The organism is Neoroseomonas alkaliterrae, from assembly GCF_014199195.1.
GTDB classification, from domain to species: Bacteria; Pseudomonadota; Alphaproteobacteria; order Acetobacterales; family Acetobacteraceae; genus Neoroseomonas; species Neoroseomonas alkaliterrae.
This window is the reverse complement of record NZ_JACIJE010000003.1, coordinates 83,878-105,766: the sequence shown is the minus strand read 5'-3', so window position 1 is coordinate 105,766 and position 21,889 is coordinate 83,878. Positions and strand designations below refer to the sequence as shown.

The 21,889-nt window shown below is 73.1% G+C and carries 25 protein-coding genes and 2 riboswitches; of the genes, 16 read left to right on the top strand and 9 right to left on the bottom strand.

Annotated features, from left to right (window positions below; translation table 11 throughout):
• Positions 1-41: 41 nt before the first annotated feature.
• Genes rnhA through ispH form a run of 3 tightly spaced genes read right to left on the bottom strand, consistent with a single transcriptional unit; the run spans position 42 to position 2,430 of the window.
• Entirely contained in the window at positions 42-497 is a 456-nt protein-coding gene (gene rnhA / locus FHS88_RS06540; RefSeq protein WP_184482654.1) for a ribonuclease HI, read from the bottom strand.
• Positions 494-1,474, bottom strand: coding sequence for a homoserine kinase (locus FHS88_RS06535; RefSeq protein WP_184482651.1), 981 nt, complete (start codon positions 1,472-1,474; stop codon positions 494-496). Before FHS88_RS06535 ends, rnhA begins: the two co-directional genes overlap by 4 nt.
• Positions 1,474-2,430 carry a 4-hydroxy-3-methylbut-2-enyl diphosphate reductase gene (gene ispH / locus FHS88_RS06530; RefSeq protein WP_184482648.1) on the bottom strand — a complete coding sequence of 319 codons (957 nt, stop codon included), beginning with the start codon at positions 2,428-2,430 and terminating at the stop codon, positions 1,474-1,476. Before ispH ends, FHS88_RS06535 begins: the two co-directional genes overlap by 1 nt.
• Before the next feature lie 109 nt (positions 2,431-2,539).
• Between ispH and FHS88_RS06525 the strand changes: the two genes are divergently transcribed.
• The 5 genes from FHS88_RS06525 to FHS88_RS06505 all read left to right on the top strand — a co-directional run bounded on the left by FHS88_RS06525 (position 2,540) and on the right by FHS88_RS06505 (position 8,335).
• Positions 2,540-3,079 carry a hypothetical protein gene (locus FHS88_RS06525; protein WP_184482645.1) on the top strand — a complete coding sequence of 180 codons (540 nt, stop codon included), beginning with the start codon at positions 2,540-2,542 and terminating at the stop codon, positions 3,077-3,079.
• A gap of 65 nt (positions 3,080-3,144) precedes the next feature.
• A riboswitch (glycine riboswitch) is annotated at positions 3,145-3,236 on the top strand.
• 3 nt (positions 3,237-3,239) lie between these two features.
• Positions 3,240-3,331, top strand: a riboswitch (glycine riboswitch).
• A 47-nt stretch (positions 3,332-3,378) separates the two neighbouring features.
• Positions 3,379-4,488 carry a glycine cleavage system aminomethyltransferase GcvT gene (gene gcvT, locus FHS88_RS06520; protein ID WP_338146445.1) on the top strand — a complete coding sequence of 370 codons (1,110 nt, stop codon included), beginning with the start codon at positions 3,379-3,381 and terminating at the stop codon, positions 4,486-4,488.
• A 12-nt stretch (positions 4,489-4,500) separates the two neighbouring features.
• Positions 4,501-4,878, top strand: coding sequence for a glycine cleavage system protein GcvH (gene gcvH, locus FHS88_RS06515; protein ID WP_184482642.1), 378 nt, complete (start codon positions 4,501-4,503; stop codon positions 4,876-4,878).
• Positions 4,875-7,775: an aminomethyl-transferring glycine dehydrogenase gene (gene gcvP, locus FHS88_RS06510; protein ID WP_184482639.1), complete on the top strand. Its 2,901-nt coding sequence runs from the start codon at positions 4,875-4,877 to the stop codon at positions 7,773-7,775. The genes gcvH and gcvP overlap by 4 nt, the downstream gene beginning before the upstream one ends.
• Entirely contained in the window at positions 7,772-8,335 is a 564-nt protein-coding gene (locus tag FHS88_RS06505) for an NUDIX hydrolase (protein ID WP_184482636.1), read from the top strand. Before gcvP ends, FHS88_RS06505 begins: the two co-directional genes overlap by 4 nt.
• A 74-nt stretch (positions 8,336-8,409) precedes the next feature.
• On the opposite strand, the gene fliP is transcribed toward FHS88_RS06505, so the two are convergent.
• The 3 genes from fliP to FHS88_RS06490 are packed head-to-tail and all read right to left on the bottom strand — an operon-like array spanning position 8,410 to position 9,734.
• Entirely contained in the window at positions 8,410-9,144 is a 735-nt protein-coding gene (fliP, locus tag FHS88_RS06500; RefSeq protein WP_408902342.1) for a flagellar type III secretion system pore protein FliP, read from the bottom strand.
• Positions 9,141-9,407, bottom strand: coding sequence for a flagellar biosynthetic protein FliO (locus FHS88_RS06495; RefSeq protein ID WP_184482630.1), 267 nt, complete (start codon positions 9,405-9,407; stop codon positions 9,141-9,143). The genes fliP and FHS88_RS06495 overlap by 4 nt, the downstream gene beginning before the upstream one ends.
• Before the next feature lie 36 nt (positions 9,408-9,443).
• A complete protein-coding gene (locus FHS88_RS06490) occupies positions 9,444-9,734 on the bottom strand; it encodes a hypothetical protein (RefSeq protein WP_184482627.1) in 291 nt (96 codons plus the stop codon).
• A 72-nt stretch (positions 9,735-9,806) separates the two neighbouring features.
• On the opposite strand from FHS88_RS06490, the gene FHS88_RS06485 reads away from it, so the two are divergent.
• The 8 genes from FHS88_RS06485 (at position 9,807) to recA (ending at position 15,860) form a co-directional block, all read left to right on the top strand.
• Positions 9,807-10,190: a flagellar basal body rod protein FlgB gene (locus FHS88_RS06485; protein ID WP_184482624.1), complete on the top strand. Its 384-nt coding sequence runs from the start codon at positions 9,807-9,809 to the stop codon at positions 10,188-10,190.
• A 13-nt stretch (positions 10,191-10,203) separates the two neighbouring features.
• Positions 10,204-10,611 carry a flagellar basal body rod protein FlgC gene (flgC, locus tag FHS88_RS06480; protein ID WP_184482620.1) on the top strand — a complete coding sequence of 136 codons (408 nt, stop codon included), beginning with the start codon at positions 10,204-10,206 and terminating at the stop codon, positions 10,609-10,611.
• The gene (locus FHS88_RS06475) at positions 10,611-10,919 is read left to right on the top strand and encodes a flagellar hook-basal body complex protein FliE (protein ID WP_184482616.1); all 309 of its coding nucleotides are present in this window, start codon (positions 10,611-10,613) and stop codon (positions 10,917-10,919) included. The genes flgC and FHS88_RS06475 overlap by 1 nt, the downstream gene beginning before the upstream one ends.
• 48 nt (positions 10,920-10,967) lie before the next feature.
• On the top strand, positions 10,968-11,237 hold the full coding sequence (locus FHS88_RS06470) for a flagellar biosynthetic protein FliQ (protein ID WP_184482613.1): 270 nt from the start codon (positions 10,968-10,970) through the stop codon (positions 11,235-11,237).
• Positions 11,237-12,013 (top strand): flagellar biosynthetic protein FliR, encoded by a 777-nt coding sequence (locus tag FHS88_RS06465; protein WP_184482610.1) that lies wholly within the window; start codon positions 11,237-11,239, stop codon positions 12,011-12,013. Before FHS88_RS06470 ends, FHS88_RS06465 begins: the two co-directional genes overlap by 1 nt.
• 3 nt (positions 12,014-12,016) lie before the next feature.
• Complete coding sequence (locus FHS88_RS06460) at positions 12,017-13,075, top strand: EscU/YscU/HrcU family type III secretion system export apparatus switch protein (protein WP_184482607.1); 1,059 nt, start codon at positions 12,017-12,019, stop codon at positions 13,073-13,075.
• Positions 13,072-14,601 (top strand): ATP-binding protein, encoded by a 1,530-nt coding sequence (locus tag FHS88_RS06455; protein ID WP_184482604.1) that lies wholly within the window; start codon positions 13,072-13,074, stop codon positions 14,599-14,601. Before FHS88_RS06460 ends, FHS88_RS06455 begins: the two co-directional genes overlap by 4 nt.
• 209 nt (positions 14,602-14,810) lie before the next feature.
• A complete protein-coding gene (recA, locus tag FHS88_RS06450) occupies positions 14,811-15,860 on the top strand; it encodes a recombinase RecA (protein WP_184482601.1) in 1,050 nt (349 codons plus the stop codon).
• Between the two features lie 157 nt (positions 15,861-16,017).
• Here the strand turns inward: recA and FHS88_RS06445 are convergent, their stop codons facing one another.
• Entirely contained in the window at positions 16,018-16,293 is a 276-nt protein-coding gene (locus FHS88_RS06445; RefSeq protein ID WP_184482599.1) for a PepSY domain-containing protein, read from the bottom strand.
• Between the two features lie 74 nt (positions 16,294-16,367).
• On the bottom strand, positions 16,368-16,505 hold the full coding sequence (locus tag FHS88_RS06440) for a hypothetical protein (RefSeq protein ID WP_184482596.1): 138 nt from the start codon (positions 16,503-16,505) through the stop codon (positions 16,368-16,370).
• A 240-nt stretch (positions 16,506-16,745) separates the two neighbouring features.
• On the opposite strand from FHS88_RS06440, the gene alaS reads away from it, so the two are divergent.
• The 3 genes from alaS to FHS88_RS06425 are packed head-to-tail and all read left to right on the top strand — an operon-like array spanning position 16,746 to position 21,114.
• A complete protein-coding gene (gene alaS / locus FHS88_RS06435) occupies positions 16,746-19,406 on the top strand; it encodes an alanine--tRNA ligase (RefSeq protein WP_184482593.1) in 2,661 nt (886 codons plus the stop codon).
• Positions 19,403-20,503: a DmpA family aminopeptidase gene (locus tag FHS88_RS06430; RefSeq protein ID WP_184482590.1), complete on the top strand. Its 1,101-nt coding sequence runs from the start codon at positions 19,403-19,405 to the stop codon at positions 20,501-20,503. Before alaS ends, FHS88_RS06430 begins: the two co-directional genes overlap by 4 nt.
• Positions 20,500-21,114, top strand: coding sequence for a hypothetical protein (locus tag FHS88_RS06425; RefSeq protein ID WP_184482588.1), 615 nt, complete (start codon positions 20,500-20,502; stop codon positions 21,112-21,114). The genes FHS88_RS06430 and FHS88_RS06425 overlap by 4 nt, the downstream gene beginning before the upstream one ends.
• Positions 21,115-21,118: 4 nt before the next feature.
• Here FHS88_RS06425 and FHS88_RS06420 read toward each other — a convergent pair whose 3' ends face one another.
• Positions 21,119-21,790 carry a DUF599 domain-containing protein gene (locus FHS88_RS06420; protein WP_184482586.1) on the bottom strand — a complete coding sequence of 224 codons (672 nt, stop codon included), beginning with the start codon at positions 21,788-21,790 and terminating at the stop codon, positions 21,119-21,121.
• Positions 21,791-21,889 lie beyond the last annotated feature (99 nt).

The following is a 21,889-nucleotide window of genomic DNA, read 5'->3' as shown; positions in this document are numbered from 1 at the left end:
TCGCCCCCGCGAGCCAGGCGCCGGAGGCGATGCCGGACAGCTCAGCCCGCCGCCGCCCGTTCCCGCGCCGCCGTCGCCAGCGCGTCCGCGCGCTCGTTCATCGGCTCGCCGGCATGTCCGCGCACCCATTTCCACTCGATCTCGTGCGGCCTCGCTGCCGCCAGCAGCCGCTGCCACAGATCGAGGTTCTTCACCGGCTCCTTCGCCGCGTTGCGCCAGTTCGCGCGCACCCAGCCATGGATCCAGCGGCTGATGCCGTTCTTCACGTATTCGCTGTCGGTGTGCAGCACGACACGGCAGGGCTTCTTCAGCGCCTCGAGCGCCATGATGGCGGCGGTGAGCTCCATGCGGTTGTTGGTCGTCTCGGCCTCGCCGCCGGCGAGTTCGCGCTCGTGCCCGCCGAAGCGCAGGATGGCCGCCCATCCGCCCGGCCCCGGGTTCGGCTTGCAGCCGCCATCGGTCCAGATCTCGACGAGCGGGCGGGTATCGGCGCTCACAGACCGAGCGCGCCCGCGCTGTCCGCCTGCGCGAAGAAGCGCAGCTTGCGCAGATATTCCAGCGGGTCCTTGCGCGTCACCAGCGCGCCCTCGGGCGTATGCGTCCAGTCGTAGAGCCGCGTCAGCAGGAAGCGCAGCGCCGCGCCGCGGCAGAGCACCGGCAGCGCCGCGCGCTCCTCGGCCGAGAAGTGGCGCACCGAATCGTAGGCCGAGAGCAGCGCCCGCGCCTTGGTCACGTTGAAGGCATAGTCGGGCTCGAAGCACCAGGCGTTCAGGCACACCGCGACGTCGTAGGCGAGCAGGTCCGTGCAGGCGAAGTAGAAGTCGATCAGGCCCGAGACGCGCGGCCTGCCGCCCTCGCCGGGCAGGAAGAAGACGTTGTCGGGAAAGAGGTCGGCATGGATCTGCCCCGAGGGCAGCGCGCCCGCCTCCGGCCAGGCGGCAAGGATGCCCTTCAGCGCCGCATCCAGTTCCGCGATCAGCCCGGGCTGCACCTCGTCCCCGCGCGCGCGGCAGGCTTCGAGCAGCGGCGCCCAGCCCGCCGGGCCGAGCGCATTGGCCCGCCGCATCGCGAAGCCTTCGCCCGCGCGGTGCATCTCTGCGAGCGCGCGGCCCAGCGGGGCGCAATGCTCCGGCCGCACGCGCCGCGGCCAGACGCCGGGCAGGAAGGTCACGATCGCCGCCGGCCGCCCCGCGAGGCTGCGTAGCGCCTGCCCGTCCCGCCCATGCACCGGCGTGGGGCAGGGCAGCCCGCGCGCGGCGAGATGGTCCATCAGGCCGAGGAAATACGGCAGCTCCGCCGGGTCCACGCGCTTCTCGTAGAGGGTGAGGATGAAATCCCCCGCCTCGGTCTTGAGCGCGTAGTTGGAGTTCTCCACGCCCTCGGCGATGCCGCGATAGGCGAGCAGCTCGCCGAGCGCATAATCGGCGAGGAAGGCGCGCAGCGCCTCGTCCGTGACCTCGGTATAGACCGCCATCAGGCCACGGCGCGCATGCGCGGGGCGCGGAAGGTGACGGTCTCCACCGCGACCGTCACCTCCTCCGTCGTCACCGCGAAGCGTTCGCGCAGCCGCGCGAGCACCTCCTGCACCAGCACCTCGGGGGCGGAGGCGCCGGCGGTGATGCCCACCGTCGCGCAGCCATCGGCGATGGCCGGGTCGAGATCGGCGCCGCGCTGGACCATCACCGCGCGCGGCGCGCCGGCGCGCTCGGCCACCTCGCGCAGCCGCACGGAGTTGGAGGAATTCGGCGCACCGATGACGATGACGAGGTCGCTGCGCGCCGCCACCGCCTTCACCGCTGCCTGGCGGTTGGTGGTGGCGTAGCAGATGTCCTCCTTGCCGGGCCCCTCGATGCCGGGGAAGCGTTCGCGCAGGATGGCGACGATCTCCGCCGTGTCGTCCACCGAGAGCGTGGTCTGCGTGGTGTAGGCGAGCGCCGCGCCGCGGGGCGGGCTGATCCGGCGCGCATCCGCGGCGTCCTCGACCAGCGTGACCGCGCCTTCGGGCAACTGGCCCATGGTGCCGACCACCTCGGGATGGCCGCGATGGCCGATCAGCAGCAGGTGGCGGCCGCGCGCGTGGTGGCGCTCGGCCTCGCGGTGCACCTTGCTCACCAGCGGGCAGGTGGCGTCGAGGGCGTACATCCCGCGCCGCGCCGCCTCGGCCGGGACGGATTTCGGCACGCCATGGGCGGAGAACACGACCGGCCGGCCGTCATCCGGAATCTCGGAGAGTTCCTCGACGAAGACCGCGCCCTCGGCGCGCAGCGCGTCCACCACGTAGCGGTTGTGCACGATCTCGTGCCGCACATAGACCGGCGCGCCGTGGCGTTCGATCGCCTCGCGCACGATGCGGATCGCGCGGTCCACGCCCGCGCAGAAGCCGCGCGGGCCGGCGAGCAGGACATGGAGGCTGGGCTTGTCGGCGGTCATGGTCTCGCGCGATGCAGCGGGCGGAGGGGCCGGTTGCGGCCTGTTCCGGGAGGGCGGCACAGTATAGATCGGGCGCGGGGGTTCAAAGGGGGGTGCGGAGGTGCGAGGCATGCGGCTGACGGCATTGACGGCTCTGGCCGGGGCGGCGCTGCTCGCCGGCTGCGGCGGCGGTTCGGGTTCCGCCGGCCCGCCCGCGCCCTGCCCGCGCGTGACCATCCTCGCCGACGGGGCGGACCTGACGCAGCATCGCCCAGGCGCGGTCGCGGACCTCACCACCATGACCTTCGATGCGCGGCTGCTCGGCTTCCAGGGTGCCTGCGAATACTCCCGCCGCCGCGAATCGGTCGTCGTCACCCTCAGCGCCATCTTCGAGGTTGAGCGCGGGCCGGCGGGCGCCGGCGTCGGCCGCACGACCCTGCCCTGGTTCCTCGCCGTCACCGATGCCGGCGACGGCCAGATCATCGACCGCCAGGAATTCGCGAGCCTTGTCGAGTTCCCGCCCAACGTGAACCGCGTGCGCGTGCAGAGCCGCCCCGTCCGCCTGAACTTCCCCGCCGAGGAGCGGCTGGTGGAGAACCACAACGTGCGGTTGTCCTTCCAGCTCACGCCCGAGCAGCTCGCCCTCAACCGCCGCCGCGGGCCGCGCTGAGTCCCCCGCTCGGCACGAGGGCCGTTGCGCCGGGGCGCCCGATCCGCCATGAAGGCGCACCCCGCAGATCCCGCGCGGGAGAGAGGGGCGGCGACGCCCCCGCCGAAGGCGCAACCGGCCCCCGGAAACGCTCAGGCAGAAGGGCCGCGCGGGGAAGGGGCCTCTGGAAAGCCCGGCGCCGCAAGGCTCCGGCACCGACGGAGTAAGGCCCGGAAGCCCCGCGCCGAATCTCTCAGGTCCATCCGACAGAGGGGGGCCACGGACTGAACCCCACACGCCGCATCCCGGCGGGAGGAACCGTGGCCGATACATCCGACTCGCTGCTCGAAACGCCGCTGGCGGCGCTGCACCGCGCGCTCGGCGGGCGCATGGTGCCATTCGCGGGCTATGCCATGCCCGTGCAGTACCCGGCCGGCATCATGGCCGAGCACCTGCACTGCCGCGCCGCCGCCGCGCTGTTCGACGTCTCCCACATGGGCCAGGCGGAAATCGTGGGCGAGGGCGCGGCCGCCGCGCTCGAGCGCGTCACGCCCGCCGATGTGCAGGGGCTGAAACCGGGCCGCCAGCGCTACGGCCTGCTCACCACGGAATCGGGCGGCATCCTCGACGACTTCATGGTCGCCAACCTCGGCGACCGGCTGTTCCTGGTGGTCAATGCCAGCCGCAAGCATGTGGACCTGCCCGCGATCGAGGCCGCGCTGCCCGCGGGCGTGACGCTCAGGCCACTGCCCGACCGCGCGCTGATCGCGCTGCAGGGGCCTCAGGCCGTCGCGGCCATCGCGACGCTCGCCCCGGGCATCGCGGCGCTCTCCTTCATGGGGGTCGGGGCCTTCGAGATCGCGGGCGTTCCCGCGCTCGTCTCGCGCTCGGGCTACACGGGGGAGGACGGGGTCGAGGTCTCGGTGCCGGCCGAGAAGGCGGAAGCCTTCGCGCGTGCGCTGCTGGCGCTGCCGGGCGTGCAGCCGGCGGGGCTCGGGGCGCGGGATTCGCTGCGGCTCGAGGCCGGGCTCTGCCTCTACGGCAACGACATCGACGAGACCACGAGCCCCGTCGAGGCCGCGCTGACCTGGACCATCGGCAAGCGCCGCCGCACGGAATGGAACTTCCCCGGCGCCGAGCGCGTGCGCGAGGAACTGGCCAGCGGCACGAAGCGCCTGCGCGTCGGCATCCGCCCCGAGGGCCGTCAGCCCGCGCGCGGCCACACGCCGGTGCACGCGCCGGGCGGCGCCGCGATCGGGGAGATCACCTCGGGCGGCTTCGGCCCCTCGCTCAACGGCCCGATGGCCATGGGCTACGTCGCGCGCGAGCACGCCGCGGACGGCACGCCGCTCGAACTGATGGTGCGCGGCAAGGCGATCCCCGCCCGCGTCGCGCCCATGCCCTTCGTCCCCCACCGCTACGCCCGCTGAGGAACCGCTCCGATGTCCGAGACACGCTTCACCAGGGACCATGAATGGGTGCGCCTTGAGGGTGGCATCGCCACCGTCGGCATCACCGACCACGCGCAGAACGCGCTGGGCGACGTGGTGTTCGTGGACCTGCCCGAGGTCGGCCGCGAGGTGAGCGCGGGGGAGGCCGTGGCGGTGGTCGAGAGCGTCAAGGCCGCCTCGGACGTCTATGCCCCGATCGCGGGAAGGATCGTCGAGGTGAATGCGGGCCTTGCCGAGAACCCCGGCACCATCAACGCCGCGCCGACCACCGATGGCTGGTTCTTCCGCATCGAGCCGGCCGACGCCGCCGAGATCGCCGGGCTGATGGACGAGGCCGCCTACGCCGCCTTCGTGGACAGCCAGGCATGAGCGCGCTCGACACCCTCGCCGCGCTGGAGGCGGGCGACGCCTTCGCGCCGCGCCACATCGCCCCGAGCGAGGCCGAGATCGCGGAGATGCTGAAGGTCGTCGGCGCCGCGAGCCTCGATGACCTCACGGCGCGGACCGTGCCGGCGGCGATCCTGGGCATGGACCTCTCGGGGCTGCCGGAACCGGCGACGGAGCTCGAGCTGCTGGCCGAGCTGCGGGCGATGGCGGCGAAGAACCGCGCCGACATCAAGTCGCTGATCGGCATGGGCTATCACGGCACGCACACGCCGCTGGTGATCCGCCGCAACGTGCTCGAGAACCCGGGCTGGTACACGGCCTACACGCCCTATCAGGCGGAGATCGCGCAGGGCCGGCTCGAAGCGCTGGTCAATTTCCAGACCATGATCAGCGACCTGACGGGCCTGCCGGTGGCGAACGCCTCGCTGCTCGATGAGGCGACGGCGGTGGCCGAGGCGATGCACCTCGCGCATGCCGCGACGCGGGCGAAGTCGAACCTCCTGATCGCCGCCGACGACCTGCACCCGCAATCCAAGGCGGTGCTGAGGACGCGCGCCGCGCCGCTCGGCATCGCGGTGCGCTTCGTGCCGGTCGGGGCCGTCGTGGCCGAGGTGACGGAAGCGAAGCCCTTCGCGCTGGTGCTGCAGTATCCCGGCACGACCGGCGCGCTGCGCGACCTCTCGGCCGAGATCGCGGCGGTGCAGGCGGGCGGCGGGCTCGCCATCGTCGCGGCCGACCCGCTCTCGCTCTGCCTGCTGACGCCGCCGGGCGAGATGGGGGCCGATGTCGTCGTCGGCTCGGCCCAGCGCTTCGGCGTGCCGATGGGCTTCGGCGGGCCGCATGCCGGCTACATGGCGGTGAAGGATGCGCACAAGCGGCTGATGCCGGGGCGGCTGGTCGGCGTCTCGGTGGATGCCGCGGGCGCGCCCGCGATGCGCCTCGCGCTGCAGACGCGCGAGCAGCACATCCGGCGCGAGAAGGCGACGTCGAACATCTGCACCGCGCAGGTGCTGCTCGCCGTCATGGCCGGCTTCTATGCCGTCTGGCACGGGCCGGAGGGGCTGAAGCGCATCGCCCGCCGCGTCAACCTGCTGGCGAGGCTGGTGGCGGGGGCGGCGCGGCAGGCGGGCTTCGCGCTGAAGCACGAGGCCTTCTTCGACACGGTGGCCCTCGACGCCGGGGCCAAGGCCCAGGCGCTGATGGATGCGGCGCTGAAGCGCGGCTTCAACCTCGCGCGCCTCGACGCCGCCACCGTCGGGATCGCGCTCGACGAGACGGTGACGCGCGAGGATCTCGACGCGCTGGTCGCCGCGATCGGCGAGGCCGGTGGCAGTCCCGTCGCCGCGGGCACGACGGCGGGCGGCATCCCCGCCGCGCTCGAGCGCCGCTCCGCCTTCTGCACCGCGAGCGTCTTCAACGCGCACCATTCGGAGCACGCGATGCTCCGCTACATGAAGTCGCTCGAGGACAAGGACGTCGCGCTCAACCGCAGCATGATCCCGCTCGGCTCCTGCACCATGAAGCTGAACGCGACGGCCGAGATGGTGCCGGTGACGCTGCCCGGCTTCAGCGTGCTGCATCCCTTCGTGCCGGCCGACCAGGCGAAGGGCTATCGCGAGCTGACCGACCGGCTGTCGGACTGGCTCTGCCGCATCACCGGCTTCGCCGCGGTGTCGCTGCAGCCCAATGCCGGCAGCCAGGGCGAGTATGCCGGGCTGCTCGCGATCCGCGCCTGGCATCTCTCGCGCGGGGAGGGGCATCGCGACATCTGCCTCATTCCCGCCTCCGCCCATGGCACCAACCCGGCCTCGGCGGCGATGGCGGGGATGAAGGTGGTGGTGGTCGGCACCGACCGCGACGGCAGCATCGACATCGCCGACCTGCGCGCCAAGGCCGAGCAGCACGCGGCCAACCTCGCCGCGCTGATGGTCACCTATCCCTCGACCCATGGCGTGTTCGAGGCCTCGATCCGCGAGATCTGCGCCCTGATCCACGAGAAGGGCGGCAAGGTCTACATGGACGGCGCCAACATGAACGCGCAGGTGGGGCTGACCTCGCCGGCCTCGATCGGCGCCGATGTCTGCCACCTCAACCTGCACAAGACCTTCTGCATCCCGCATGGCGGCGGCGGCCCCGGCGTGGGGCCGATCGGCGTCACGGCGGAGCTCGCGCCCTTCCTGCCGGGCCATCCGGTGGTGGATTGCGGCGGCAACCCCGAGATCGTGGTCAGTGCCGCACCCTGGGGCTCGGCCTCGATCCTGCCGATCTCCTACGCCTATATCCGCATGATGGGCGCCGAGGGGCTGAAGCGCGCGACGCAGGTCGCAATCCTCAACGCGAACTACGTGGCGAAGCGGCTCGAGGCGCATTTCCCGGTGCTCTACCGCGGCATGAACGGCATGGTGGCGCATGAATGCATCCTCGACTGCCGCGGCTTCCAGCAAGGGGGCGGCGTGCTGGTCGAGGACATCGCCAAGCGCCTGCAGGACTACGGCTTCCACGCGCCGACCATGTCCTGGCCGGTCGCGGGCACGCTGATGGTCGAGCCGACCGAGAGCGAGCCGAAGGCCGAGCTCGACCGCTTCATCGAGGCGATGGTCGCCATCCGCGCCGAGATCCGCGCGGTCGAGCAGGGCCGCATGGACAAGGCCGACAACCCGCTGAAGAACGCGCCGCACACCGCGGCCGAGATCGCGGCTGAGACCTGGACGCACCCCTATACGCGCGAACAGGCGGCCTTCCCGCTGCCCTTCGTCAAGGCGCGCAAGTACTGGCCGCCGGTCAAGCGCGTGGACAACGTCTATGGCGACCGCAACCTCGTCTGCTCCTGCGCGCCGCTCGAGGCCTACGCGCAGGCGCAGCAGATGGCGGCCGAATGACCCATGGGCTCAAGCCCTGGCGGGTCACCGCCAGCCGCATCGTGCTGGCGGATCGCTGGATCCGCCTGCGCGCGGATTCCTGCATCGCCCCCTCGGGCGACGTGGTGGACCCCTTCTACGTGCTGGAATACCGCGACTGGGTGCATGTCGTCGCGCTGACCGCGGATGACCGGCTGGTGATGAACCGCCAGTATCGCCATGCGGCGGGCGAGGTGCATCTCGAACTGCCCGGCGGGGTGATGGATGAGGCCGATGCCGACCCCGTCGCCGCCGGCCGGCGCGAGTTCCGCGAGGAGACGGGCCACGGTGCCGAGGAATGGCGCCATGTGGTGAGCCTCAGGCCCAATCCCGCGACGCATACCAACCGCGTGCACACGGTGCTCGCCCTGGGGGCGCGGCCGGACGGCGCGCAGTCCTTCGACAATGGCGAGGAGATCGCCGTCGAACTCATCCCGGTGCCCGATGTGCTGCGCCTGATCCGCGAGGGCGAGGTGCAGCAATCGACGCATGTCGCCTCGCTGCTGCTCGCGCTCGCCGCGGCGGGTCGCATCGCCTTCTGACGAGGGGCGGGCGTCCCTCCCCCGGCGTGCCGCGTCGTCGCGGGGTTCCGGCGGATTGCCGTCCCCGGGCTCCCTCAGCCGCCTGCGAAGCCCTGGACCAGCGCGGCCGAGACCAGCCGCCAGCCATCCACCAGCACGAAGAAGATCAGCTTGAAGGGCAGCGCCACGACCGAGGGCGGCAGCATCATCATGCCGAGGGACATCAGGACGCTCGCCACCACCATGTCGATGACGAGGAAGGGCAGGAACAGCAGGAACCCGATCTCGAAGGCGCGCTTCAGCTCGCTGACCATGAAGGCCGGCACCAGCGCGCGCCATGGCGCGGCCTCCGGCGAGGGGGCTGGCGGCAGGTTCGCGAGGTCGAGGAATTGCGCGAGATCCTCCTCGCGCACATTCGCCGCCATGAAGCGGCGGAAGGGCTCGGCGGCGGCCTCCAGCCCCGCGATCTCGCCGAGCCGTCCCTCGGCCATGGGCTGGATGCCCTGCACCCAGGCGGCGTCGAGGACCGGCTGCATCACGAAGAAGGTCAGGAACAGCGCGAGGCCCACCAGCACCGGGTTGGGCGGTATGCCCTGCGCGCCGATCGCGCTGCGCAGCAGGGCGAGCACGATGACGATGCGCGCGAAGGCGGTCGCCATCACCAGCAGCGACGGCGCGAGCGAGAGCAGCCCGATCAGCGCCGTGAGCTGCACGAGGCGCGCCGTGGCGCCAGGCTGGCCCGCCTGCCCGAGATCGATCGCGACGGACTGCGCCCAGGCCGGTTCCGGCAGCAGGAGCAGCAGGGCAAGCAACGCCAGGGCGCGCATCACGCCGCATCCTCCGGCGGCAGCCAGCCGACGACAAGGTCCTGCGCCCCGCCGGTCAGCAGCAGCAGGGCCCGGCCGTCGCAGCGGACCAGCAGCAGGCGCCGCCGCGCATCGAGCGGCAGAACCTCCTCGAGCCTGAGGCGCCCATCGCCCGCTCGCGGGGCGAGCCCGGCGCGGCGGGCAAGCCGCCCGGCTAGCAGGATCAGCGCCACCACCGCGACGAGCGCGGCGGCGGCGGTGAGCCAGGTGTTCGGGTCGAGGGTCATGCCGCGGCCTCCTGCCGGCGGGAAGGGATTGCGGGGTCAGGGCGGCGCGAGGGCGGCGCGCAGCCGGTCATGGGCGCGCAGCAGCGATTCGAGCCGCAGGCGCAGGGCCGGCGCCATGGCCCGCGGCGCGGCGAGGCAGGCGGCGCAGAGCCGGCCGATCTCCCCTTCGAGCCCCGTGAGATCGACCGCGCGCCGCTCGGCCACCAGCGCCTCCGCCACGGCGAGCGTGCCTTCCATCGCCTCCACCGCGGCGAGCAGGATGGCGGCCTGCGATGATTCCGCGCCGGCGGGCGATGGATCGGTGCTGCGCATGCGGTGATGGAACACCGGCGCTGGTTACCGCAGCGTTGCGGCGCGGCATTAACCGATCCTTCGCCGCCGCCGTGCGATCAGCAGGGCATGGACCCGACCCGCACCGGACCGATCGCGCTGGCCGAAAGCAGGATGCGCTGGCTCGACGCGCGCCAGCGCGTGCTCGCGCAGAACATCGCCAATGCCGACACGCCGGGCTACCGCCCCTCGGACATGCGCCCCTTCGCCGAGACGCTGGCGGCGGCGCAGCCCGGGCTGCGCCTCACCCATGCGCGGCACCTCGCGCCATCCCATGACCCGCGCGCGCGCCAGGAACGCCGCACCGTCGAGCGCAGCATGGACGGCAACGGTGTCGCGCTGGACCGCGAGGCGCTGCGCGTGGCCGACACCGAGACGGCCCACGCCCTCGCGGTGGGGCTGCACCGCCGCTATCTCGGCCTGTTCCGCACGGCCCTCGGCCGCAACACCTAGGGGGAATCGCCGCATGGACCTCGATCGCGCGCTGCGCATCTCGGCGGCCGGCATGCAGGCGCAGGCCACGCGGCTGCGCGTGGTGGCCGAGAACCTCGCCAACCGCGACAGCACCGGGCAATCGCCGGGCGCCGATCCCTACCGGCGCAAGACCGTCACCTTCCAGAACCGCATGGACCGCGCCCTCGGCGTGCCGACCGTGCGGGTCGCGCGCATCGGCGCCGCGGGTGGCGAGTTCCCGCTGCGCCACGATCCTTCCCACCCGGCCGCCGATGCGCGCGGCTATGTCCGCATGCCGAATGTGGACAGCCTGATCGAGACGATGGACATGCGCGAGGCGCAGCGCTCCTACGCGGCGAATCTCTCGGTGCTGGAAGTGACGCGCGGGATGCTGACCCGCACCATCGAGGCGCTGCGCTGATGGCGATCCCCCTCGCGCCCGCGGGTGTCGCCGCGGCCTATCGCGCCGCCGATGCGCTGCCGCAGGCGGGCAGCGCCGCGGCAGGCGGCGGGGCGGGCTTCGGTGCCGCGCTCAGCCGCGCCATGGAGCAGGCGGTCGAGGTCGGCCGCGCCGCCGATGCCGCGACGACCAGCGCGCTGACCGGGCAGGGCAGTGTCACCGATGTCGTGCTTGCCGTCGGGCGCGCGGAACTGACGCTGCAGACCGCGGTGGCGGTGCGCGACCGGGTGGTCGCCGCCTACCAGGACGTGATGCGCATGCCGATCTGACGGCGGAGGCCCAGGCGATGGCTGCTCCAGGCCGGGAAAAGCCCGGCCATGAATGAGGTGGCGCTCGCCTCGCGGGAGGCGCTGTGGGTGGCGCTGCAGATCGGCGGGCCGCTGCTGCTGCTGATGCTCGCCGTCGGGCTCGTCGTCGCCGTGCTGCAGGCGCTGACGCAGGTGAACGAGGCGACGCTCGCCTTCCTGCCGAAGGTCGCCGCGCTCGCGCTCGCGCTACTGCTGCTCGGGCCCTTCATCGCCGGGGTGCTGCGCGGCTACGCCGGCGGGCTGTTCCAGGCGGCGATCGAGGTCGGGCTTAAGGGCTGATGGAGGAGGCGGGGCTGCTCGCCGCGCTGCCGGGCATCGCCTTCCAGGCCGTGCTGCTCTTCGCGCGGCTCGGGGCGGCGGTGATGGTGCTGCCCGGCCTCGGGGAGCAGGAGGTGCCCGCGCCTGTGCGGCTCGGCCTCGGCCTCGCGCTGGTGCCGCTGCTGCTGCCGCTGCTCGGCCCCGCCCTGCCGCCCGCGCCCGACAGCGCGGGGGAGGCGGCGCGGCTGCTGGTGCTCGAGGTGCTGGTCGGGCTGTGGCTCGGCGGGCTCGCGCGGCTGGTGGCGATCGCCATGGCGGTGGCGGGCCAGGCGGTCGCGCTGCTGCTCGGCCTCGCGCAGGCGATGGTGCCGGACCCCGATCTCGGCGGGCTCGGCACCGCGACGGGGCGGCTCTTCTCGCTTGCCGCGGCGGTGCTGATCCTCGCGAGCGGGCTCTACGCCATCCCGCTGCGCGCGCTGGTGGAATCCTACGCGCTGCTGCCGGTGGGCGAACCCTTCCCGGCCGGCGCGGGGGCGGAAGCGATGGTCGCGGCGGCCTCGGAGAGCCTCGCGCTCGCGCTCAGGCTCGCCGCGCCCTTCGTCGTCGCCGCGATCGTGATCAATGTCGCGCTCGGCCTGCTCGCGCGCATCGCGCCGCAGGTGCAGGTCTATTTCATCGCCATCCCGGGGCAGGTTCTGGTGGGGCTCGCGCTGCTGGCGCTCGTGCTGCCGCCGCTGCTCGGCACCTTCGCCGAGGCGGCGCGCGCCGCCTTCCTCGGCCTGCCGGGCCTGCGCTGAGCCATGGCCGAGGACAAGGGCGGCGAGGCCGAGGACCGCACGGAACCCGCGACGCCGCGGCGGCTGCAGAAGGCGCGCGAGGATGGCCAGGTCGCGCTCTCGCGGGAGGTGGCGGGCCTCGGCTCGCTGGCCGGCGGGCTGCTGGGGCTGATGCTCGCCGTGCCCTTCGCGGCGGAGATGATGCGCGGCTTCCGCGGCCTGATGGCGCGCGCGCACATGCTCGACCCGGTGGCGGCGGCCGGCGGCTTCGCCTGGCTCGGGGCGTCGGTGGTGCTGCCGGTCGCGCTGCTCGCCGGCGGCGGGGCGGTGGCGGCGACGCTGCTGCAGACGCGCGGCCTCGTCTCGGCCAAGGGGCTGCGGCCGCGGCTCTCGCGCCTCAGCCCGGTCGCCGCGCTCAAGCGCATCTTCGGCGTCGAGGGCGCCATCGAGTTCCTGCGCACCGTGGTCAAGCTCGGGCTGGTGGGGGCGGCGCTGTGGTGGGCGCTGGGCGATGCGGGGCAGTTGCCGGGGCTGATGCAGCTTCCGGCCGCCGGGCTGCTCGCGCGCGCGGGGCAGGCGGCGCTGGACCTCGCACTCGCCGCGCTCGCGGCCTTCGCGGGCATCGCCGCGCTCGACTACCTCGTCGCCCGCCAGCGGCACCTGCACCGCCTGCGCATGAGCCGCCAGGACCTCAAGGAGGAGATGCGCGAGAGCGAGGGCGACCCGCAGGTGAAGGGCCGGCTGCGGCAGATCCGGCAGGCGCGCGCGCGCAGCCGCATGATGGCCGCGGTGCCGAAGGCGGCGGTGGTCATCACCAACCCGACGCACTACGCCGTGGCGCTCGCCTACGAGCAGGGCAGCAGCGCTGCGCCGCGCATCGTGGCCAAGGGCGCCGATGCGATCGCCGCGCGCATCCGCGCCGCGGCCGAGGAGGCGCGCGTGCCCGTCGTCTCCAACCCGCCGCTCGCGCGCGCGCTGTTCCGGCTGGAGCTTGAGACGGAGATTCCGCCCGAACATTATCAGGCGGTGGCCGAGATCATCGCCTATGTCTGGCGGCTCGGCGGCGGGGGACGGGCAGGGTGAGCACGACGCGGCGCCGCATGCCGGAGGCGGAGGCCTTCCGGAAGCTGTTCGAGGCCGAGGAATCGGTCGGGCTTGCGGTGCTCGACGCCGCGGGCCGCATCCGCTTCGCCAACGACGCGCTGGCGCGGCTCTGCGGCGGGGGCGCCGCGCCGCTGCCCGGCACGCCGGCCGAAGCTCTGTTCTCGGCCCAGACCCGCGGCGCGGTCGCGGAGGTGGTGCGCGCCGCCCTTGCCGCCCCGCCCGCGCCGGGGCCGGTCGTCGCGAGCCTCGCCGATCCGGCGGCGCCGCCGGACGCGGCCGCCGAGGTCCAATGCCGCCCCCTGCGCGGGGAGGCCGGCGCGCTGCTGCGCGTCACCGACATCACCGCCCGCCGGCGCATCGAGGCGCAGATGGAGGAGGGGGCGCGGCTGCAATCCGTCGGCCGGCTCGCGGGCGGCGTGGCGCATGATTTCAACAACCTGCTCGCCGCCATCTCCGGCGCGGCGGAGGCTGCGCTCGCCCGCGCGCCCGACCCCGCGACGGCCGAGGATCTGCGCCAGATCCTCGACAGCGCCGGGCGCGGGGCGCGGCTCGTGCGGCAACTCCTGGCCTTCGCGAGCCGCCAGACGCTTGCCCCGCGCGTCGTGCCGCTCGGCCATGCGGTGGCGCAGATGGCGCCGCTGCTGCGGCGGCTGCTCGGCGGGCGGCATGCGCTGGCGCTGGAGCGGGCGGAGCCCTCGCCGCGCGTGCGGGTGGACCCCTCCCAGCTCGACCAGGCGCTGCTGAACCTCGTGGTCAACGCCCGGGATGCGATGGATGCGGGCGGGACGATCCGCATCGCCGTCGGGGCGGAAAGGCTCGCGGAGCCGCGCGCGGAGACCGGGGCGGTGGTGCCGCCCGGCGACTGGGCGGTGGTCACGGTCAGCGACACCGGCCGCGGCATCCCGCCCGAGGCGCTGCCCCGCATCTTCGAGCCCTTCTTCACGACGAAGCGCGACGAGGGGGGCACCGGGCTCGGCCTCTCCACCGTGCTCGGCATCCTGCGCCAGTCGGGCGGGCATGTGACGGTGGCCTCGCGGCCGGGGGAGGGCACGACCTTTCGCCTGTGGTTCCCCGCCGTGGCGGAGGCGCCTGCCACCGAGGCGCCCGCGTCGGCGGCGCCTGCCGTCGCCCCGCGCGCCGCGCGCCGCGTCCTGCTGGTCGAGGACGAGGCGCCGCTGCGGCGGCTCGCCCAGCGCGCCCTCTCCGCCGCCGGCCACGAGGTGGTCGAGGCCGAGGACGCCGAGGCGGCGCTGGAGGTGGTGGCGGAGGGCTTCACCCCGGAGGTGCTGGTCTCGGACGTGACCATGCCGGGGGAGATGGACGGCGTGGCGCTGGCCGAGGCGCTGCGCGCGCGCCTGCCGGGCCTGCCGGTGGTGCTCGCATCCGGCTATGCCGAGACGGCGGTGGGCGAGGGGCTGGCCGGGCGCGGCCTGCGCTTCCTGGAGAAGCCCTTCCGCATGGCGGAACTCGTCGCCGCGGTGGCCGAGGCGGGGGTGGGGGACTGACGCGCCCCGGGCGGAGTTGTTCTTAATTTGTTCTTGCGATCGGCGGCGGATCGGCGCATCTTTCGCTTGCGCCGACTCGCGCCCGCATGTGCGGGTGCGGCACGGCCCGGCGGGTCGAGCCGGCCTGTCGGTTCGCCACGTATGGGCGATGGACGCAGTGGAGATATCGCCCTATGGTTGATAAATCGCCGCCGGATCGGGGGAAGGGCATGGACAAGGGAAAGGCGCTCGACGCCGCGCTGAGCCAGATCGAACGGGCCTTCGGCAAGGGCTCGATCATGCGCCTTGGCGCCCGGCAGCAGCAGGACGGGGCGATCGAGGTCGTCTCGACCGGTTCGCTCGGCCTTGACCTCGCGCTCGGCATCGGCGGGCTGCCGAAGGGGCGCATCGTCGAGATCTACGGCCCCGAATCCTCGGGCAAGACCACGCTGGCACTGCACTGCATCGCCGAGGCCCAGAAGAAGGGCGGCACCTGCGCCTTCGTGGATGCCGAGCATGCGCTCGATCCCGGCTATGCGAAGAAGCTCGGCGTGGATGTGGACAACCTGCTGATCAGCCAGCCCGATGCCGGCGAGCAGGCGCTCGAGATCGCGGATACGCTGGTGCGTTCGGGCGCGATCGACGTGCTGGTGGTGGATTCCGTCGCCGCGCTGGTGCCGCGCGCCGAACTGGAAGGCGAGATGGGCGACAGCCATGTCGGCCTGCACGCCCGGCTGATGTCCCAGGCGCTGCGCAAGCTGACGGGCTCGGTCTCGCGCTCGAACTGCCTGCTGATCTTCCTGAACCAGATCCGGCTCAAGATCGGCGTGATGTTCGGCAACCCGGAGACCACCACCGGCGGCAACGCGCTGAAGTTCTACGCGAGCGTGCGCATGGAGATCCGGCGCATCGGCGCGATCAAGGAGCGCGACGAGGTCACCGGCAACCACACCCGCGTCAAGGTGGTGAAGAACAAGATGGCCCCGCCGTTCCGCGAGGTCGAGTTCGACATCATGTATGGCGAGGGCATCTCCAAGGTCGGCGAGTTGATCGACCTCGGCGTCAAGGCGAACATCGTCGAGAAGTCGGGCGCCTGGTTCTCCTGCGACAGCCAGCGCATCGGCCAAGGGCGGGAGAACGCGAAGCAGTTCCTGCGCGACCATCCCGACATGGCCGCCGCGATCGAGCAGCGCATCCGCAGCCAGGCCGGGCTGCTCGCCGAGCAGATGCTCTCGGGCGAGAGCGGCCCGGAGGATGACGAGGCCCTGGCGGCGGAGTGAAGCCGCGCCCCGCCGGGGAGTGGCCCGGCGGGGCAGTGCCCCGCGGAGCCCCTCGCCGGTTCCGCGGCGTGTGCGGACCGGCGCAAGGCCGCGGGATCTCCGCCCCGGACGGCGGGGGGCCGGCGGCTGTGCGGGGCCGCGCGGCCCCCCCGCCGCGTCAGTCGCGCTCGACCTTGATGATGCGGCCGGTGCGCGGGTCCACCTCGACCTCGATCTCGCGCCCGGCCGCGTCGCGGCCTTCGACCTCCCACTTGCCGTCGTCGCATTCCAGTTGCGTCACGCGCACGAGGCCGGCGGTGCGGGCGATGCGGATGGCCTCCTCGGCCGAGACCGGGCCGGCGCAGCGATCGGCGAAGGCGGGCGTCGCGGTGGCGAGTATGCCGAGGCCGATGGCCAGCATCGCGGACCGGATCAGGATGGTGCGTGTCGTCATGGGTGACTCCCTTCGCTGGTGATGAGGGGGCGGCGCATCGGGGATGCCGCGCGCGGCGGCCCGTCCGGCCGGCCCTATGGCAGGGGCTGCGAGAGGCCGGCCCCCGCGGCGGAGAGCGCGGCGAGGGCCACCGCCAGGATCGCGGTGCGGAGCGACGGCTCGTTCCCGCCACGGCTGCGTTCCGCAGGCCGCCGCGCGTCGAGGGCGGCCATCGCGGCCAGGATACTGGTCAACAGGGGTGGCGCAACCCGGCGTTCCATGAGGTCCTGCTCCTTTCGCAGCCGCCGGCGCGGGGGATGGCCGGCGCGAACACTGCCTGAACGCAGCCCGGGCCGGCCCTCTTCCCGCCTTTCGCCGCCCCTTCACGCCCCGCCCCCCGCGCGCTACCTCTCCGCCCCTTGGGACAACGCCTTGCCGGCGCCCGGGTTTCCGGGGCTCGCTACGGATCGGACATGACGAGCAGCAACGACATCCGCGCCACCTTCCTCGACTACTTCCGCCGCAACGGGCACGAGGTGGTGGAGTCCTCGCCGCTCGTGCCGCGCAACGACCCGACGCTGATGTTCGCGAACTCCGGCATGGTGCAGTTCAAGAACGTCTTCACCGGGCAGGAGAAGCGCCCCTACAAGCGCGCCACCACGGCGCAGAAATCCGTGCGCGCGGGCGGCAAGCACAACGACCTCGACAATGTCGGCTACACCGCGCGCCACCACACCTTCTTCGAGATGCTGGGGAACTTCTCCTTCGGCGACTACTTCAAGGAAGCCGCCATCCCCTATGCGTGGGAGCTGCTGACGAAGGATTTCGCGCTGCCGAAGGACCGCCTGCTGGTCACCGTATATTCCGAGGACGACGAGGCGGCGGCGATTTGGAAGAAGGTCGCGGGCCTGCCGGACAGCCGCATCATCCGCATCCCGACCTCCGACAATTTCTGGCGCATGGGCGACACCGGCCCCTGCGGCCCGTGCTCCGAGATCTTCTTCGACCATGGCGACAAGATCCCCGGCGGCCCGCCCGGTTCCCCGGACGCGGATGGCGACCGGTTCATCGAGATCTGGAACCTGGTCTTCATGCAGTTCCTCGAGGATCCGCCGGGCGTGCGCAACCCGCTGCCCAAGCCCTCGATCGACACCGGCATGGGGCTCGAACGCTTCGCCGCCATCCTGCAGGGCAAGCACGACAACTACGACACCGACACGCTGCGCGCGATCATCCTCGCCTCCGCCGAGGCCACGGGGCAGGAACCCGACGGCCCGTTCCGCGTGAGCCACCGCGTGGTCGCCGACCATCTGCGCGCCGGCGCCTTCCTGATCGCCGACGGCGTGCTGCCCTCGAACGAGGGGCGCGGCTATGTGCTGCGCCGCATCCTGAGGCGCGCCATGCGCCACGCGCACATGATGGGCTCGCGCGAGCCGCTGATGCACCGGCTGCTGCCCGCGCTGGTGCGGCAGATGGGCGCGGCCTATCCGGAACTGGTGCGTGCCGAGGCGCTGATCAGCGAGACGCTGCGCCTCGAGGAGACGCGCTTCCGCTCGCTGCTCGAGCGCGGCCTGCATCTGCTGGCCGAGGAGACGGCGAAACTCGGCAGCGGCCAGACCCTGCCCGGCGATGTCGCCTTCCGCCTCTACGACACCTACGGCTTCCCCCTCGACCTCACGCAGGACGCGCTGCGCGCCGAGGGCCGGGCGGTGGATGTGGAGGGCTTCAACGCGGCGATGGCCGAGCAGAAGCGCCGCGCCCGCGCCGCCTGGGCGGGCTCGGGCGAGGCGGCGACCGAGGGCGTCTGGTTCGATCTCAAGGAGAAGGTCGGTGCGACCGAGTTCCTCGGCTACACGACCGAGACCGCCGAGGGCGAGATCGTCGCCATCGTGAAGGACGGCAAGCCGGTGGACTCCGCGGCGGTCGGCGCCGAGGTCGCGGTGCTGCTGAACCAGACGCCCTTCTACGCGGAATCCGGCGGCCAGGTCGGAGACACCGGCATCATCCAGGCGGGTCCGGCCTGCCGGATCGAGGTGCGCGACACGCAGAAGAAGCTCGGCGCGCTGCACGTCCATATCGGCACGGTGGTGCACGGGGAGGCGCGGGTCGGGCTCGCGGTCCAGGCGGAGGTGGATCACGACCGCCGTTCGAGGATCCGCGCGCACCACTCCGCGACCCACCTGCTGCATGAGGCGCTGCGCCGCCGCCTCGGCACCCATGTCGCGCAGAAGGGTTCGCTGAACGCGCCGGACCGGCTGCGCTTCGACGTCTCCCAGCCCACGCCGATGACCGAGGAGGACCTGCACTGGGTCGAGGCCGAGGTGAACGCCCGCATCCGCGAGAACGCCGAGGTCACGACGCGCCTGATGACGCCCGAGGCCGCCGTCGAGGCCGGCGCCATGGCCCTGTTCGGCGAGAAGTATGGCGAGGAGGTCCGCGTCGTCGGCATGGGCCATGACCCGGCGGCGGTGGAGAAGCACGGCGTCTATTCGCTGGAGCTCTGCGGCGGCACGCATGTGCGGCGCACGGGCGACATCGGGCTGTTCAAGATCGTCTCCGAGGGCGCGGTCTCGGCCGGCATCCGCCGCGTCGAGGCCGTCACCGGCGATGCCGCGCTCGCCTACATCGCCGAGATGGAGGAGAGCCTGACGGCCGCCGCCGCGGTGCTGAAGGCGCAGCCGGGCGAGCTCGCCTCCCGCATCGCCGCGCTGGTCGAGGAACGGCGCAAGCTGGAGCGCGAGGTGGCGGAGCTGCGCAAGAAGCTCGCCACCGGCGGCGCCGGCGCGGAGGTCGAGACCGTGGCCGGGCTGCGCGTGGCGCTGCGCGATCTTGGCGAGGTCCCGCCGCGCGACCTCAAGGGCCTGGCCGAAGCCATCCTCAAGGGCGGCACGGCGGATGTGGTGGCGCTGGTCAGCACGGCGGAGGGCAAGGCTTCCATCGTGGTCGCGACCGGCGAGGCCGCGAAGGGCAAGGCCGATGCCGTGTCGCTGGTGCGCGCGGCCTCGGCGGCGGTCGGCGGCAAGGGCGGCGGCGGGCGGCCGGACATGGCGCAGGCCGGCGGGCCGGACGGCAGCCGGGCGGCCGAGGCACTGGCGGCGGTGCGGGAGACGCTCGCGCACGGCGTCGCGGCATGACGGCGGGCGGCGCGGATGCACGGCTCCGCGCCCGCGACCTTGGCCTCGCCCCCGGCATCTTCCGCCCCGGCGCGCTCAATGCCATCACCGATGTGGCCGGCCTGCGCGTCGGCCATGTCACGCTGATCGAGGGCGAGGGCACGCGCACCGGCGTGACCGCCATCCTGCCGCATCCGGGCAATCCCTTCGCCGATCGGGTGCCGGCGGGGCTTTCGGTGATGAACGGCTTCGGCAAGCTCGCCGGCGCGACGCAACTCGCCGAACTCGGCGAGATCGAGACGCCCATCGTGCTGACCAACACGCTCGCTGTCGGGCGCGCGGTGGAGGCGCTGGTGGACTGGACGCTCGCCCGCAACCCGGAGGCGGTGTCGGTCAATGCCGTGGTCGGCGAGACCAATGACGGGCGGCTGAACGACATCCGGGCCCGCGGCGTGACGCGCGAGCATGTCCTCGCCGCGCTGGACGGCGCCGCCGGCGGCCCCGTCGCCGAGGGCAGCGTCGGCGCCGGGACGGGCACCGTCGCCTTCGGCTTCAAGGGCGGTATCGGCACCGCCTCGCGCCTGCTGCCGCCGCCGCTCGGCGGCTGGACGCTCGGCGCGCTGGTGCAGGCGAACTACGGCGGCGCGCTGACGATGGACGGCATCCCCGTCGGCCGCGAACTCAGCAGATGGTATCTGAAGGAGCATACCGACCGCGGCGATGCCGATGGTTCCGTCATGGTGGTGATCGCCACTGATGCGCCGCTGTCCGACCGCAACCTCTCGCGCCTTGCCGCGCGCGCGATGGCCGGGCTCGCCCGCACGGGGGCGGCCTTCAGCGACGGCTCGGGCGACTACGCCATCGCCTTCGCCACCCATCCGGGCGTGCGGCGCACGGCGGAACGGCGCGCCCACCAGGCCATCATCGCCGACTGGCCGAATGATCGCATGTCGCCCCTCTTCGTCGCGGCGGCGGAGGCGGTGGAGGAAGCGGTGCTGAACGCCATGACCATGGCCACGACCATCACCGGCCGCGATGGCCGGACGGGCCGGCGCGCGAAGGTGGAGGCGCTCGATCTCGCCGCGCTGCGCGCCGTGCTGGCGCGGCACGGGCGATGAGGTGCCGCGCGCTGGCCCTGCTCGCGCTGCTGGCCTTCGCCGGGACGGCGGCGGAAGCGACGCGGGCGACGCTGCGCGCGAGCCGGCCCGGCGCCCCGCCGCTGGTGCTGCAGGCCGTCGCGGTCGGGGATCGCTGGACCATCCTGGTGCAGGAAGGCGGGGTCGAGGCGCAGCGCATCGAGGTCGAATCCGACTTGCCGGAGGTGCGCCCGAGGCTCGCCGATGCGAATGGCGACCGCGCCGCGGATCTCTGGGTTCCGGTGATCGGCGGCAACGTCAACACCGCCTGGGACCTTTGGCTGATGCGGCCGGAGGAGGCCCGCTTCCGCCGGGCGGGCGAGCTCAGCGGCCTCGGCTTCTCGCGCGACGGGGCGGGGCGGCTGGTCGCGCTCGCCCGCGACGGCTGCTGCGCCATGTCCTACCTGTTCCACGACTTCGACGCCGAGGGGCGGCTGCGCGAGCTGTTTGCGATCGAGCGGCGGCTCGACACGCCGGGAAGGGGCGCCTGCACCGGCCAGCCGATTGCCATCGCGCCGCCGGCGTCCGCGCTGCGCGAGACCTGCGCGCTGACCGCGGGCGCCCTGCCGGGCCGGCGGCTCGCTGTGCCCTGACGGCCTAGTGCGGCGTGAGCGCGTCGCGCGCGGCGGAGCGGAACTCGCGCCGGTGCAGCTCACGCAGCACGAGCAGGCTCGCGACCATCAGCGCGATGGGATGGACGATCCAGGCGAGGGCGGCGAGGCCGAAATAGTAGGAGCGCAGCCCGGTGTTGAAATGCCGCGCCGCGCGGTTGGCGAGCCGCGCCGCCGCCTCGGCATGGCGCAGCGCCTGCGCATCCTGCGGCATCGCCATCACCAGGGTGCAGGTGTAGTTGAACTGGCGCAGCGCCCAGGTCAGTTCGAAGAAGGCGTTGACGAAGATCAGCAGCAGCAGGCCGATCTTCACCTCCCACATCATGTCGTCCGGCACCGCGCCCCAGGGAAGGGCCGCGACCACGCGCCGCCCGATGTCCGGCGCGGCCAGCATCGCGACGAGCCCGCCCAGGATCAGGATCGAGGTGGTGGCGAGGAAGGAGACCGAGGACATCAGGTTGCCGATCGCCGCGATGTCGGCGATGCGGTTCTCGCGCGGCAGGGCGGCGATCATCCAGCGCCGCCGGTGCTCGTCCATCGCCGCGATCACGCTGCGCGCGCGGATGGCCGGCACGCGGTCCACCACCAGCGCATAGACCACCCAGCAGGCGACAAAGACGCCGAGCGCGATCCAGTCGAGGATGGAAGGGAAGGCCATGGACGAATCCTGGACCAGATCGCGCCCGGGTGGAAACGCCGGATCGGGTGGCGAAGCGCGCGAAGGCGAGGGGGGCCTTTCCGAGAGCCGGGGCGAGCG

Coding starts and splice junctions, on each gene's coding strand:
- FHS88_RS06535 (WP_184482651.1), bottom strand. CDS start 1,474: ATGGCGGTCTATACCGAGGTCACGGACGAGGCGCTGCGCGCCTTCCTC.
- ispH (WP_184482648.1), bottom strand. CDS start 2,430: ATGACCGCCGACAAGCCCAGCCTCCATGTCCTGCTCGCCGGCCCGCGC.
- FHS88_RS06525 (WP_184482645.1), top strand. CDS start 2,540: ATGCGGCTGACGGCATTGACGGCTCTGGCCGGGGCGGCGCTGCTCGCC.
- gcvH (WP_184482642.1), top strand. CDS start 4,501: ATGTCCGAGACACGCTTCACCAGGGACCATGAATGGGTGCGCCTTGAG.
- gcvP (WP_184482639.1), top strand. CDS start 4,875: ATGAGCGCGCTCGACACCCTCGCCGCGCTGGAGGCGGGCGACGCCTTC.
- FHS88_RS06505 (WP_184482636.1), top strand. CDS start 7,772: ATGACCCATGGGCTCAAGCCCTGGCGGGTCACCGCCAGCCGCATCGTG.
- FHS88_RS06495 (WP_184482630.1), bottom strand. CDS start 9,407: ATGACCCTCGACCCGAACACCTGGCTCACCGCCGCCGCCGCGCTCGTC.
- FHS88_RS06485 (WP_184482624.1), top strand. CDS start 9,807: ATGGACCCGACCCGCACCGGACCGATCGCGCTGGCCGAAAGCAGGATG.
- flgC (WP_184482620.1), top strand. CDS start 10,204: ATGGACCTCGATCGCGCGCTGCGCATCTCGGCGGCCGGCATGCAGGCG.
- FHS88_RS06475 (WP_184482616.1), top strand. CDS start 10,611: ATGGCGATCCCCCTCGCGCCCGCGGGTGTCGCCGCGGCCTATCGCGCC.
- FHS88_RS06470 (WP_184482613.1), top strand. CDS start 10,968: ATGAATGAGGTGGCGCTCGCCTCGCGGGAGGCGCTGTGGGTGGCGCTG.
- FHS88_RS06465 (WP_184482610.1), top strand. CDS start 11,237: ATGGAGGAGGCGGGGCTGCTCGCCGCGCTGCCGGGCATCGCCTTCCAG.
- FHS88_RS06460 (WP_184482607.1), top strand. CDS start 12,017: ATGGCCGAGGACAAGGGCGGCGAGGCCGAGGACCGCACGGAACCCGCG.
- recA (WP_184482601.1), top strand. CDS start 14,811: ATGGACAAGGGAAAGGCGCTCGACGCCGCGCTGAGCCAGATCGAACGG.
- FHS88_RS06445 (WP_184482599.1), bottom strand. CDS start 16,293: ATGACGACACGCACCATCCTGATCCGGTCCGCGATGCTGGCCATCGGC.
- FHS88_RS06440 (WP_184482596.1), bottom strand. CDS start 16,505: ATGGCCGCCCTCGACGCGCGGCGGCCTGCGGAACGCAGCCGTGGCGGG.
- alaS (WP_184482593.1), top strand. CDS start 16,746: ATGACGAGCAGCAACGACATCCGCGCCACCTTCCTCGACTACTTCCGC.
- FHS88_RS06430 (WP_184482590.1), top strand. CDS start 19,403: ATGACGGCGGGCGGCGCGGATGCACGGCTCCGCGCCCGCGACCTTGGC.
- FHS88_RS06425 (WP_184482588.1), top strand. CDS start 20,500: ATGAGGTGCCGCGCGCTGGCCCTGCTCGCGCTGCTGGCCTTCGCCGGG.
- FHS88_RS06420 (WP_184482586.1), bottom strand. CDS start 21,790: ATGGCCTTCCCTTCCATCCTCGACTGGATCGCGCTCGGCGTCTTTGTC.